Consider the following 13,128-nt stretch of genomic DNA (forward strand, 5'->3'; position numbering starts at 1 on the left):
ACGTTCAGTGCGTGCGGGTGGCGGCGTGATGTCCGGCGACACGGCCGAACGCGAGCGCGTCGGCGATGTGGAAGCCGCCGTCCTTGCACCAGGAGTAGGTGGAGCTGACATTGCCCGCCGCGTACAGGCCGGGGATGACCGCGCCGAAAGGGTCGAGGACTTCGGCGTTCTCGTTGCGGCGGGGGCCGCCATTGCTCCAGGCCAGGATCGGGGCGGCGGTGAAGGCGAAGTAGGGCGGCTCGCTCAGCGGTGTGAGAGTGCGTGCGGGGCGGCCGAACCGGTCGTCAGCACCGGCGGCGCAGGCGGCGTTGTAGCGGTCGATACTGTGCCGCAGGACATCCGGATCGACTCGCAGGATCGCGGCGAGTTCGGCCAGGGTATCGGCGCGCCGGATCCAGCCCTTCTCGATTTCGACGCTGTTGTCCTCGCTCGGTCGGCCCCGGCCTCGACCGCCATGCGCAGGCCGTCGCCCGTCGCGGCGGGGGTGCCCCACACGACCGGGTCGGTGAGGCGCAGATGGTCGCGCACCATCTCCGGATTCGCCTCGAACCCGCCGGTGGCCAGGATGACGCCGCGGGTGGCCCGCACTTGCAGCGGAGACCCGTCGGGCGCGTCGGCGAGGAGGCCGACGACCTTGCCGTCGGCGGTGATCAGTTCCCGCGCGGGGGTTTCCAGCCGTACGTCGATGTCGCGGGCACGCACCGCCTGCGACAGTGCCGCCCACAGCAACCCGTCACCCATGCGGCCCTCGACGCCGATCCAGCCGCACATGACATCACTGCCCTCGAGGTCGGGGAACTCCGCCGGTGCGGGCACCGCCAAACCGACCGGGATGCCGAGGCTTTCCATCCACTCGCTGTTGCGGGCGGTCTCGCGCGCCCACACCTCGACCACCGGTTCGGGCACCGGTCGCCCCGCACTGAGGCTGCGCAGATACACCGCCGCCCGCTCGGGATCACGATTGTCGAACCACACCGCCCCCGACACCCGGGTACTGCCACCGGCCCGCGACGCGGATTCCTTGTCCAACACCAGCACGCGCGCCCCGGCATCATGGGCCGCGATGGCCGCCGCGCACCCGGCCCCGCCGAACCCGACGACCACCACCTCGGCCTGGACATCCTAGCCCTGCCCACCGGTTCCGACCGCACCGACTTTCCCTGTCATCTCGCGAACGGTCCCAGCCCACCCCGACCCCCGACACCGCCGGTCCCGCTCACCGGACCACATGAAGTGTCACGCTGCATGGCGTGCACGATGGCAGCGCGCGCAGTTCGCCCGGGATGACGCGCCGTCGGGTATTCGTTCCGGTCAGTAGCGGGCGATTCGAGCCGCTTGCGCCGCGCGCGATCGCGGATCGGTCGGGCGCAGAGCGGGATGGCCGGTCAGGCGGGGTTGCCGAACCAGCGGGGGAGGGCGGTGTCGAGGCCGTGGGGGGTGGCGGAGGTCCAGGCGACGATGCCGTCGGGGCGGATCAGCATCGACAGGGGCTCGCGGGGTTGGGCGGGTTTGGTGGCGAGGAGTTCGAGGTGCTCGGACCAGGGGGATGCCTGGGCGCGCAGGGCGGGGGAGTCGGTGAGGTCGAGCAGGACGCCCTTGCCCGAGGCGAAATGCTCGGCCAGGCGGGTGCCGTCGGCCAGTTCGAAATCGGGGGTGGCCTTGCCGACCAGCGGGTCGTCGCTGCCCAGGTCGTAGCGGTGCTGGACGCCGGAGAGTTTCTGCGCGACCAGGGTTGCCGCGTCGCGGGTGTCGAGCAGGTCGGTGATGACCGTGCGCAGGGCGCGGCTGCGCGGATCGGTGCGCATGAGCGCGACCTGTGCGCGGGTCCAGTCCAGGACCCATTCGCCGATCGGGTGGCGTTCGCGGGTATAGGTGTCCAGCAACGACTCCGGGGAGCGGCCGCGGATGACGGCGGCGAGTTTCCAGCCGAGATTGACCGCGTCGCCGATGCCCAGGTTCAGGCCCTGGCCGCCGAAGGGGGAGTGCACGTGGGCGGCGTCGCCCGCGAGCAGCACCCGGCCCTTGCGGTAGTCGGGGACCTGGCGGGTGTTGTCGGTGAAGCGGGTCGCCGTAATGACCTTGGAGATGGATACTTTCACGCCGGTGACGCGTTCGAAGCTGTCCTCGAGCTCGGCCGAGGTGACGGGAGTGACGCGGTCGGCGGGCGGGCCGTCGAGTTCGACGGTGAGGATGCGGCCCGGCTGAGGTCCATTGACGAAGATGCCTGTGGGAGTGGTCTGCCAACCCAGCGCCACGTTCTCCGCGCCGGTCATCTCGACCAGGGCTTGGCGTCCGGTGATTTCCGGGTCCAGGCCCGGGAATTCGAATCCGGCCAACCGGCGCACGGTGCTGCGGCCGCCGTCGCAGCCGACCAGCCAGCTCGCGCGGATGCGGTGCTCGCCGCAGTCGATGCTCACGCCCACGCCGTCGTCGTGGAACCCGGTCACCTCGATGCCGCGGCGCACGGGCACGCCGAGTTCGGCGGCACGGGCGGCGAGCATGGCCTCGAGGGACTGCTGGTCGACGAAGCGGGACTCGACGGCCGGGCCCAGATCGGCGAAAGCCGGGTCCTCGCTGTCGATTCGATCGGCCCACAGCATGATTCCGGCGAAGTGCCCGCCCGCTCGCGGACGCCTCGGCGCGGCGGGAGCCGTCGTCTCGGTGTCGGTCACGGGCGTCGGCTTGGCGAAGATGCCCGACATGCGTGCCATCGCGGCCGCGTGGGCCGCCCGCAGCTGCGGTTCCAGGCCACGCCGGTCGAGCGCCTGGGCGACGGGTGCGTTGATACCGCCCGCCTTGATCGTCATATCCGGTGCGGTCAGCCGCTCGACCACGAGCACGTCCACCCCCGCCAAGCGCAGCTCGCACGCCAGCATCAGCCCGACCGGTCCGGCTCCGACCACCACAACATCTCGTGTCTCGTTCATGGGATCCACCTTGGCCATGGCCGATTACCGCGCCCTTGCGTCGACTTGCGCGCCGCTTGCGCGGGCAGTGGCGGCCGCGCGACTCCTGTCTCGATGCTCGATGCTCGATGCTCGATGCTCGATGCTCGATGCTCGATGCTCGATGCTCGATGCTCGATGCTCGATGCCGGTGCCGGTGCCGGGGGCCGGGGGCCGGGTGCCGTCGGCTCCGTACTCCAGGGCCGGATATCGGCTGGAGGGCTGTCAGGGGTCGGCGGCTCCGTGTCAGGGGGCGGGCGCTGGCTCTGTTGCGGTCGCGGTTGCTGGGGCGGCTGCGCTGGTTGCCGCTGGGGCCGAATCTGATTGCGCCGGTGGCCGCAGTCCGAGCAGTGGAGCACGGCAGGTTCGGGGCGCTCGGGAGACCGCCGTGCGGGTCGGCGCGGGGCGCGGGGCGACGATGCGCAGGGACTCTGCACTTTTTGTACTTTTTGCCCGCTGGTCACCTCTATGATGGGCGGTCGACATCGGGAGGCCGGGTTCGGGCCGCTCGGGGAAACGGGGAACGCATGTCCGCCACAGTCGATTTCGCGGTTTGCCACGGATGCAGCGGGCGGGCGGGCGCATGACCGATCTGGTGACACGAGCCCAGCTGATCCTGCTGGCCCGGACCCTGCACGTGCCGGTGGAGCGGCTCGCCCACCTCGACAAACTCGGCCCGCACCGCCTGCACGAGCTGCAGCAGAAAATGTCCGGGCACCTGTTCGACCAGCACACACCGGTTTTCGAGCGGATCGCCAAACTGGTGCCGATCATCCCGCTCGCCATTTCGCTACCGATCGTGCAGAAACTGGTGCCGCCCACCATGACCGGGCGCGCGGCCGGCGCGATCGGCGTGCGCTATCCCGCCAAGGCGGTCGAGGCGCTGCTGCGCATGGATGTCGCCTATGCGGCGGATTGCGCGCCGTATCTGGATCCGCGCACCGTCGGCCAGCTCGCCGACGATGCCCCGCCCGCACCGGTGGTGGCGATCCTCAACGAACTGCTGGCCCGGCGCGACTACATCACCGCCGGGCCGTTCCTGGCGTACGCGACTCCGGAGCTGATCCGGGCGGTCGAGGAGGGTGTGCCCGACGACGAGGGTCTGATCCGCTCGGCCGCCTACGCCTACTCCGGTGAATCGATCAGTGCGGTGGTGCGTCAGCTGCTCTCGGGTAGCGGGCAGCGGCTGCCGCGGCTGTTGGGCGCGGTCATCAACGGCTCCAAGGAATTACGTCTGGCCGCACTGTCGGTGTTCGCGCGCTGCACCCCCGATGTGATCGCCGCGGTCGGTGACGTCCTCTTCGAGGTGGCCCCGCCCTCGGCCATCGCCGATCTGCTCACCACCTATATCGCCGCCGAGGCCACCCCCGACATGCTGCGCTTCCTGGGCCATCTCAGCCCGAACGCGCTGACGCGGCTGGCGCTCAACCCCGTACTGTCCGAGATCGCCGACACCCTGGTGTGCGAGCTCGACGGCAGCAGCGAGGTCGCGATCTGGCGCGGTGTACTCGAACCTTTGGCCCGCACCCCCGCCGAGGTCCGCCGCCGCGCCGGACTGCGTATGGCCCAACTCGACACCCCCACCCTGCTGACCCTGCCCGCCCTGGCCCAGGCCGCGCGCCTGTGGCCGCCACTGCTGTGGGTGCTGGCCGCCACCGACGTCGACGTCCAGGCCCACCTCGGTGAACTGTGGGCCACCGCCACCCGCCTGGACCTGTCGGTCCTGGAACGTCGTATCGCCGACCAACACCTCGACCCCCTGCTGGCCACCCTGACCACCACCATCCGCTTCCTGCGCTGACCCGCGCACCCATCGAGCACGCGAACGTCGATGCCACGCAAGGCTTTCGAGCCGCTCAACCGCAACGACGGCGGTATTCGACGGGCGACGGCATTCGGGCGCGCCGTCGGTCACCGCGGCGGGGGATTCGCGGACCGGAGCCGGCCCGCTCCCGGTGTCGTGCCGGGCATCGTGTCCGAGCGCGGTCCTGCTCGCGGGCTCGGCTCGGCCCACGGACCGGTCGTGGATCGGGAAGAGCCGGCTGCCGCCGCTGGCGGGAGCCCTTGTGTGACGGATGATTCCAATGATTCGACGCGGGTCGACCTGCGGCGGCCGCGGGTGGTCGGGGCGGCGGCCGGGCGCGGCGTGTCGGGGAGGTGGTAGGAAAGGTGTCGTGTCCGAAACTGCCGAAACCCGCGCTACTCGTGCCGTGTCGGAAGTGGTGGACCTGGTCAGTGCGCTGATCCGGTTCGACACCTCCAATACCGGCGAACTGGAAACCACCAAGGGCGAGCGCGAGTGCGCGCTGTGGGTGGCCGAGCAGCTCGAGCAAGCGGGGTACGAGACCGAGTACGTCGAGTCGGGGGCGCCCGGACGCGGGAACGTGTTCGCGCGGTTGAGGGGCGCGGACCCCTCGCGGGGTGCGTTGATGATGCACGGGCACCTGGACGTGGTGCCCGCCGAGGCCGCCGACTGGAGCGTGCACCCGTTCTCCGGCGCGGTGCGCGACGGCTACGTGTGGGGGCGCGGCGCGATCGACATGAAGGACATGGTCGGCATGATGCTGGCCGTGGCCCGGCAGTTCAAGATCGAGGGAACGGTGCCGCCGCGCGACATCGTGTGGGCGTTCGTGGCCGATGAGGAGAACGGCGGCCGCTGGGGCTGCCAATGGCTGGTGCAGAACCGGCCCGATCTGTTCGAGGGCGTCACCGAGGCGGTCGGGGAGGTCGGCGGGTTCTCGCTGACCGTGCCCAAACCCGACGGCTCCGAGCGGCGGCTGTATCTGGTCGAGACCGCCGAGAAGGGGCTGGGCTGGATGCGCTTGCGCGCCAAGGCCCGCGCCGGGCACGGCTCGTTCCTGCACGAGGACAACGCGGTCACCATCCTGTCGCAGGCGGTGGCCCGGCTGGGCACCCACACCTTCCCACTGGTGGTCTCCGATTCCGTCGCCGAGTTCCTGGCCGCGGTCGCCGAGGAGTCCGGGCTCCAATTCGATCCCGCCTCACCGGATATCGAGGGCCAGCTGGCCAAACTGGGCACCATCTCGCGCATCATCGGCGCGACCCTGCGCGACACCGCCAACCCGACCATGCTGCGCGCGGGCTACAAGGCCAACGTGATTCCGCAGACCGCCGAGGCCGTGGTCGACTGCCGGGTGGTGCCGGGGCGCCAAGCCGAATTCGAGCGCGAGGTCGACGCGTTGATCGGCCCGGATGTCGAGCGCGAGTGGATCACCAAGCTCGACTCCTACGAGACCACCTTCGACGGGCATCTGGTCGACGCCATGAACGACGCCATCCTCGCCCACGACCCGGCCGGGCGCACCGTGCCCTACATGCTCTCGGGCGGCACCGACGCGAAAGCCTTCGCCACCTTGGGGATTCGCTGCTTCGGTTTCGCGCCACTGCGACTGCCGCCCGAGCTGGACTTCACCGCCCTGTTCCACGGGGTCGACGAGCGGGTTCCGGTGGAATCGCTCGAATTCGGCGCCCGCGTGCTGGAACACTTCCTTCTGCACAGCTGACGACTCGAAAGGACTTCCCGTGCCGGATTACTCCTACAACCCGTACGCCGCGCTACCGCAGCTGCCCGACTTCACGCTGACCTCTACCGATATCAGCGACGGCAAGCCGCTGTCGCTGGATCAGGTCAGCGCGCTGGGCGGCGCGGGCGGACGCGACATCTCCCCGCAGCTGAGCTGGTCCGGATTCCCCGCCGAGACCAAGAGTTTCGCGGTCACCATGTACGACCCCGACGCCCCGACCGCCTCGGGCTTCTGGCACTGGGTGCTGGCGAACGTGCCCGTCACCACCACCAGCCTCGAGACCGGTCAGGGCAGCGCGGGCGGCACCCTGCCCGCCGGCGCGCTGCACCTGCGCAATGACGCGGGCCTGCGCGAGTACACCGGCGCGTTCCCGCCCGCCGGGCACGGCGCGCACCGGTACTTCGTGGTGGTGCACGCGGTCGGCGTGGAACGCCTCGAGGTCGACGAGAACGCCTCACCGGCCTACCTGGGGTTCAACCTGTTCATGAACGCCATCGGGCGTGCCACCATCATCGGCACCTACGAGCAGAAGTAGGCCGACCCGAGACCACTGTGGCCCCGGGCGAATCACCCGGGGCCACAGTCGTTTCCGAACCAAGATCAGGGAGCTCTGAGCGAGGGATTCGGACGAATTTCCGCGCTGACAGCTCCCTGATCTTCGTTACTGCTCGGGCGGAACTGCGGCGGTTCCGTCGTCGATCCGGGTGGGGGAGCCCGTAGTGAGGGCGGCCAGGGCGCTCAGGCCGGTGGTGAGGTCGGTTGGCGAGGGGGCGTGGTCGGGGTCGATGAGGTATTGGACCAGCAGGCCGCCGATGAGGGTTTGCAGGAGCGCGCCGATCGCGGGGTTGTCCGCGCCGAGGTCGTGGGACAGCCCGGCGCGCGCTTGTTCTTGCGCGGCACCGGTTTCGGCGCGCAGGGCTGGGGAGTGCAGGGCCTGAGCCATCGATTCGACATTGGCGACCCACAGCGGGCGATCCGCAGTGAAGGAGTCGATGAGCTTGTGCCAGAAGGAGTTCAGGCGCTCGCCGGGATCGGTCGCGTCGTCGTCGGGCAGCGAGTCGAGGATGCGGGTGACCGCGGCGGCGGTGGACTCGAGCATGGCCTGGTTGAGCAGGTTGTCGCGGGTGCCGAAGTGGTAGTTGATGGCGGCCAGGTTGGCGCCGGAGGCGGCCACGATGTCGCGCACGGTGGTGCGGGCGTAGCCGCGCTCGGCCAGGCACTGTTTGGCGGCGATGAGCAGGTCTTCTCGGGTTCCCACGGCGGTCAGCCTAGCAGCGGGGCATACGCACGTTTGTGACATGTGTTTCAAACAATTGTTTTGAACACATGTATGAAACGTGTGTATGGTCGAGTTCGGCACGATCCATCACACGGAAGTACGAGCCCGACATGACTGCACAGCGACCGTTGTCGCCCTTCGAATCCAGCTACTTCGCCACCGACACCCGTCTCGGCAGCGTGCCGATCGGCGGAATGCCGCTGTTCATCGGCTCGACCGTGCGCGGCGAGGTCGACGCGGGCATCCTGCGTCAGGTCCTCGCCGAACTCGCGGCCGGGCACGTGCTGCTGCGCAGCCGGGTGGTCGGCGGCGACGAGGGGTCACGGTTCGTGGCCGACGGGGCCTTCGTGCCGCGGCTCGAAGAACGCGTCGGCGAGACGGACGAGTACTGGGAACTGGTGAACCACCGACCGGACTGGTCGGACGGATTGTTCGGTGCGGTGCTGCTGCGCGGGTCCGCCCACACCCGGATCGTGCTGATGATCCATCACGGAATCAGTGACGGGCGTTCGGCTTTCGCGCTGCTGGACGAGATGTGGCGACGCTACAACGCGCACACCGCGGGAGCGACACTGCCGCTGGAGGATTCGGACCGGGACCTGGTGGGCGGCGTCGACGAGCTGCTGACCCGAGTCACCTCCGAAGCCGAAGTCGACGGGTTCCTGGCTCAGGTGCTGGACATGGCGTCGCAGTTCGGGCCGGACGCGGCCCCGCACACGCTGCCCCGCGACGGCGATGGAGTGGGCGATCCCGGTGGCCGACTGGCGTTGCGGCGCATCGAGTTGAGCTCCCGCCAGACCGAGGAGATCGTGAACGCCGCTCGGGCTCACGGCATTTCGGTGAACAGCCTGCTGGGCGGGGCGGCATTGGCGGCGGTGCGCACGCTGCTGCCGGGATCGGATCCGGTGCCGTTGATGTGCGGCCATGCCGCGGACCTGCGCCCGGAACTGTCCCCGCGCCTGCCCGCCTCGACCGTCCTGAACTGCGCCTCCGGCGCCGGCACACCCGCGCTGGTCGCCCGTGACGCCGACCCGCTGGCGCTGGGCGTGGCGGTCGACGCAGGAATGCGCCAGATGCTCGACGCCCGATTCCCCGCTCTGTTCATGCGCGCCTCACAACGGGCCCTGGCCCCGCAGGTCGCTGCGATGCTCTCTGCCGCTCCGGCGATCGCACTGTCGAATATGGGCCGCCTAACTGCCCATTCGATCCCCGGAGGTCTGGAGTTCGTGCGCGACGAAGTATTCGCCATGGCCCCGGGCATGCCCCCGAAAATGACCATCTTCACCGTCGCCGACCGTCTCACCATCCAGGTCGAATACGACACCGCCGAGCACAGCCACACCCAGATGGGCGGAGTCGCCGAGGCGATGAGCGACCAGCTCGCACGAGTGATGCGTACGGTCACCGTGCGCAGATAGTCGTCCGCCGCTGGCGGTTTCGCGGCGATGCCCCGACGCCAGCGGCGCTCACTGACCAGGTGGGCTTCGGTACGCCTGCCGAGCGGAGTCCTCGGTCACGGCGGCGGAGACGAATGTGGGCCTGGACTTTTCGTCCAGGCCCACACTCGGCCCCGGGGCGTTTCTGCGCGGCGCGGGGGCCGGGATATCAGCTCATGTTGACCACGCCGTCGGGCACCGGGGTCAGATACAGCGAGGCGATCTCGGTGGCGTACTTGGTGGCGATGGGGCTGCGCTTGAGCTTGAGGGTGGGGGTCAGTTCGTCGCCGCCGGGTTCCCAGCCCAGGTCCAGGATGGTGAAGCGTTTGATCTGCTCGACGCGGGAGAGTTTGGCGTTGGCGATGGCGACGGCGGCCTTGATCTCGGCGACGATCTCCGGGTGCGCGGCCAGGGTTTTCAGGTCGGCGTCGGGGGTGCCCAGCGCCTTGGCCCGGACCACGGCGGTGTCGGGGTCGAGCACGATGAGCGCGGCGATATAGGGCTTGGCGTCACCGATGGCCACCACCTGGCCGACCAGCGACGAGGCCGCCTTGACGGTGTTCTCGATATTGGTGGGAGACAGGTTCTTACCCGCCTCGTTGATGATGAGTTCCTTCTTGCGATCGACGATGCTGACATAGCCCTCGCCGTCGATGGTGGCGACGTCGCCGGTGTGCAGCCAGCCGTCGGCGTCGATGGCCTCGGCGGTCTTGTCGGGCATCTTGCGGTAGCCGTGGGTGACGATGCCGCCGCGCACGAGCAGCTCACCGTCCTCACCCAGGCGCAGCTCCACACCCTTCAGCGGGACACCGACCGTGCCCGGCTTGGGCTTGGCCAGGGGAGTGTAGGTGCCGACGCCCGAGGTTTCGGACATGCCCCACACCTCCGTGACCGTGAAGCCCAGGCCCAGCAGGTATTCCAGAGTTTCGGGCGGGATAGCCGCGGCGCCGGAAGCGGCTACCTTGAGTTCGTCGAAGCCCAGCGCGTGGCGCAGCTTGGAGAGCACCAGCGCGTCGGCCAGCTTGTGCTGGATGTCGAGCAGCGGGCCGCGGCCGGTGCCGGCCAGATCGGCGCGCGCGGCCTGCGCACCGACACCCAGCGCCCAGTTGGCCAGGGCCTTCTTCACCAGGCTGGCTTCGGTGGCCAATTTGGCGTCGATCCCGGCCTTGATCTTCTGCCACACGCGCGGCACCCCGAAGAACGCGGTGGGGCGGGCATCGGGCAGAGCGGCGGCGATCTCGCGCGGGTCGGGCACACAGGTCATCTGCACGCCGGTGAACAGGTTGGCGCAGTGACCCGAAATGCGGTCGGCCACATGGGCGGCGGGCAGATACGACACCGACCGGTCGTCCAGGCCGACGGTCAGCGGACCCTCCACCAGGCCCACGATCTGGGCGACGACATTCGCATGGGTCAGCTCCACGCCCTTGGAGGGGCCGGTGGTGCCGGAGGTGTAGATCAGCGTGGCGATGTCCTGCGGCTGCACGGCCTGCCAGGCGGCATCGAAATCGAAGTCCTCCTTGGGCGCGGCCTCGAGCTCGGCCAGCGTCATCGTGCCCGCCGCTGAACCCTCCACCAGCACAATGTGTTCGATCTCGACCCCGGCCGAGCGCACGGTGTCCAGGAACGCCGGTTCGGTGATGACCACCTTGTTCTCGGCGTTGGTGAACAGATGCGCGATCTGCTCGGGCGAGCTGGTGTTGTAGATCGAGAACGGCGTAGCCCCCACATGCAGCGCCGCGGTATCGACCAGATTGAACTCCGGCCGATTGGTCAACATGATCCCCACGGTGTCCCCGCGCCCCACCCCGATCCCCGCCAACCCCGCCGCGATCGAGCGCACCCGCTCCCCGTACTCCCGCCACGTGATCTGCCGCGTCCCCCCGACAGTCCGCAACGCCACCTGCCCCGGCCGCAAGGTCAGCGTCTCCTGAAACGCCGCCGGAATCGTGTGAACGGTCTTACCCGATGCGTGCGCATACCCGATATCAGTCGTCATAACCCTTTTCCCGATTGCCTCTCGCTTCGCCCACCACACGCGCACCCACCCGCGCGAACCCCGACGTCCGAGAGAACGACCAACCCGATCCACGCGATGGCCACACGCCATCTGTGGCGCGGCTCACTCATCGTAACCAGATCGTCGCCATTGTGTCGCGGGCTACATCGGCCACACGCGTGGCCGAAATTACGGATCGAAGCTGTCGGGGTCGTGAAGAGCCGACCGACGTTTGTCCGCCATATACCGCGCCGCCCGCTCACTGCGAGGCTCGGTCTCCAACGGCACCGCCTCGACAACCAACCCGGCGTCCCGAACCGCCTGCACCTTGTCGTGGTTGTTGGTCATCAACCGCACCTTGCGCAACCCGAGTCCGGCAAGGGCGTCGGCGGCATGGTCGTAGGAGCGGGCGTCGACGGGATGACCGATCAACCGGTACGCGTCATAGGTATTGACCCCGGTCTGCTCTCCAGCCCGCAATCCCATCGCTTTCACCACCAGCCCCGCCCCTCGACCCTCCTGCTCCAGATAGACGAGCACGCCCTGACCGTCCTCGGCTTGGATCATGTCCATGGCCAATTGCAGTTCAGGTCCGCAGTCACAGTCGTCGGAGCCGAGCGCGTCACCGTACAGACACTGGGAGTGGATCCTCACCAGGCAGCCGTCCGCGGGTTCCCCGAAGATCAGCATGTACCCGGCCCCCGCTTCGTCGCGCACTTCCCGCACTCGTACCCGCAGCTCGAGTCCGTTCCGAAACAGCGAATGTGCGGTTGCCTGAAGCTCTTTCACGCCTATACCACCTGCCGCCCTGCCTCTGGCCATTATGGCCGAGCGGCCGACTTCGAGTCCGTCATCCACGCAAAACGGACGCGATGTAGTTGGCGGAAACGTGGACTACCGCAATTGCGATCGCGCGACGCGCGAAGCCACTCGGGCCTTCAGCAACCGGCGCCGCAGCGAATCACGCTTCCCGGCGGCCAGACCCATGGTGGCGGCGAAGCCGACCGCGGTGATCACGAATACTCCGGCTGGAATCGCGGTGCCGGGCCGGGCGTGCTCCCATACGATCAAGATCGCAGAGCGGGCCGCCAATGCCAGCGCGGCACAGCACAATCCGAAGGCCAGCAGCATCACGGCCTGCATCGACCGATCGATCCAGCGGTAAAAGTTCCAGGATTTCGGCAATCGGTGGTCGCGGTGCGCCCGTTTGGCCTCGAGATAGCGATGGACGGCCTGATTCCGCGGTGCGATCCACAGCGGCGTCATCTCGACGTCCAGTCCGACCTCGCGCAAGTCCTCGGCTTTGGCGGGATTATTGGTGAGCAAGCGGATCTTGCTCAACCCTTGCTTCTTCAGAGCCGCACCTGCGGTGAGATAGCGACGAATGTCCGGCTCCAGGCCGAGTTTGTGGTAGCTCTCGAACGTGTCGGCGCCGCTGTCCTGGCTGTATCGGTACGCCCGAGCCTTGTTCACGAGCCCGGCTCCCCGGCCCTCCTGCTCGAGATAGATGACGACCCCTCTGCCCTCGTGCTGGATCAAGTCCATCGACAGCTTCAATTCGGGGCCACAGTCGCAGTCGTCGGAGCCCAGGACGTCGCCGTACAGACACCGCGAGTGAATACGGACCAGACAGTTCTCCGGAATCCGCTCGCTGCCGAAGATCAGTACGTGCCCTTGTCCATCCTCGAGCTCGACCACGCGCAGGGTGAGGTTCTGTCCGTTTCGCGTGAATTGATGCTCGGTATCGCACCTTTCGGGCGTGTCGGCTTGTTTCCGCTCGGCCCGAGCGATGTCGAGAACTGATGATGCACGCAAACGAACCTCCCGGGTGCGAAGCGGATCGATCCTGCTGGATAGACGGACCGCGGCTCGCAAACCCATGCGGCCGTCGCGAAGCCTATTACGAGTTCGGTCCAGCCGTCAG

The 13,128-nt window shown here is 68.6% G+C and carries 11 protein-coding genes; 4 read left to right on the forward strand and 7 right to left on the reverse strand.

All coding sequences use genetic code 11. The annotated features are described in order from the left end of the window. Positions 1 to 4: 4 nt before the first annotated feature. From GPX89_RS46075 to GPX89_RS35160, 3 genes are all read right to left on the reverse strand, one after another. Entirely contained in the window at positions 5 to 358 is a 354-nt protein-coding gene (locus GPX89_RS46075) for an FAD-binding protein (RefSeq protein WP_328602679.1), read from the reverse strand. Beyond that, entirely contained in the window at positions 244 to 1,107 is an 864-nt protein-coding gene (locus GPX89_RS35155) for an FAD-dependent oxidoreductase (protein ID WP_328602653.1), read from the reverse strand. Before GPX89_RS35155 ends, GPX89_RS46075 begins: the two co-directional genes overlap by 115 nt. 278 nt (positions 1,108 to 1,385) lie before the next feature. Next, positions 1,386 to 2,927, reverse strand: a complete 1,542-nt coding sequence (locus GPX89_RS35160; protein WP_157392054.1) for an FAD-dependent oxidoreductase — start codon at positions 2,925 to 2,927, stop codon at positions 1,386 to 1,388. Between the two features lie 601 nt (positions 2,928 to 3,528). Between GPX89_RS35160 and GPX89_RS35165 the strand changes: the two genes are divergently transcribed. From GPX89_RS35165 to GPX89_RS35175, 3 genes are all read left to right on the forward strand, one after another. Further along, a complete protein-coding gene (locus tag GPX89_RS35165; protein WP_157392055.1) occupies positions 3,529 to 4,746 on the forward strand; it encodes a hypothetical protein in 1,218 nt (405 codons plus the stop codon). 373 nt (positions 4,747 to 5,119) lie between these two features. Further along, positions 5,120 to 6,469, forward strand: coding sequence for a M20/M25/M40 family metallo-hydrolase (locus GPX89_RS35170; RefSeq protein ID WP_328602654.1), 1,350 nt, complete (start codon positions 5,120 to 5,122; stop codon positions 6,467 to 6,469). Between the two features lie 19 nt (positions 6,470 to 6,488). Then, complete coding sequence (locus GPX89_RS35175; RefSeq protein WP_328602655.1) at positions 6,489 to 7,025, forward strand: YbhB/YbcL family Raf kinase inhibitor-like protein; 537 nt, start codon at positions 6,489 to 6,491, stop codon at positions 7,023 to 7,025. 126 nt (positions 7,026 to 7,151) lie between these two features. Here the strand turns inward: GPX89_RS35175 and GPX89_RS35180 are convergent, their stop codons facing one another. Next, the gene (locus GPX89_RS35180; protein ID WP_328602656.1) at positions 7,152 to 7,748 is read right to left on the reverse strand and encodes a TetR/AcrR family transcriptional regulator; all 597 of its coding nucleotides are present in this window, start codon (positions 7,746 to 7,748) and stop codon (positions 7,152 to 7,154) included. Between the two features lie 131 nt (positions 7,749 to 7,879). Between GPX89_RS35180 and GPX89_RS35185 the strand changes: the two genes are divergently transcribed. Beyond that, positions 7,880 to 9,187, forward strand: a complete 1,308-nt coding sequence (locus tag GPX89_RS35185; RefSeq protein WP_157392057.1) for a phthiocerol/phthiodiolone dimycocerosyl transferase family protein — start codon at positions 7,880 to 7,882, stop codon at positions 9,185 to 9,187. 187 nt (positions 9,188 to 9,374) lie between these two features. On the opposite strand, the gene GPX89_RS35190 is transcribed toward GPX89_RS35185, so the two are convergent. From GPX89_RS35190 to GPX89_RS35200, 3 genes are all read right to left on the reverse strand, one after another. Then, positions 9,375 to 11,204: an AMP-dependent synthetase/ligase gene (locus GPX89_RS35190; protein WP_157392058.1), complete on the reverse strand. Its 1,830-nt coding sequence runs from the start codon at positions 11,202 to 11,204 to the stop codon at positions 9,375 to 9,377. Between the two features lie 189 nt (positions 11,205 to 11,393). Beyond that, on the reverse strand, positions 11,394 to 11,993 hold the full coding sequence (locus tag GPX89_RS35195) for a GTP cyclohydrolase II (RefSeq protein ID WP_328602657.1): 600 nt from the start codon (positions 11,991 to 11,993) through the stop codon (positions 11,394 to 11,396). A gap of 105 nt (positions 11,994 to 12,098) precedes the next feature. Next, positions 12,099 to 13,085, reverse strand: a complete 987-nt coding sequence (locus GPX89_RS35200; RefSeq protein ID WP_235948823.1) for a GTP cyclohydrolase II — start codon at positions 13,083 to 13,085, stop codon at positions 12,099 to 12,101. Positions 13,086 to 13,128: the final 43 nt, after the last annotated feature.

It is taken from the genome of Nocardia terrae, from assembly GCF_009760405.1.
GTDB classification, from domain to species: domain Bacteria; phylum Actinomycetota; class Actinomycetes; order Mycobacteriales; family Mycobacteriaceae; genus Nocardia; species Nocardia terrae.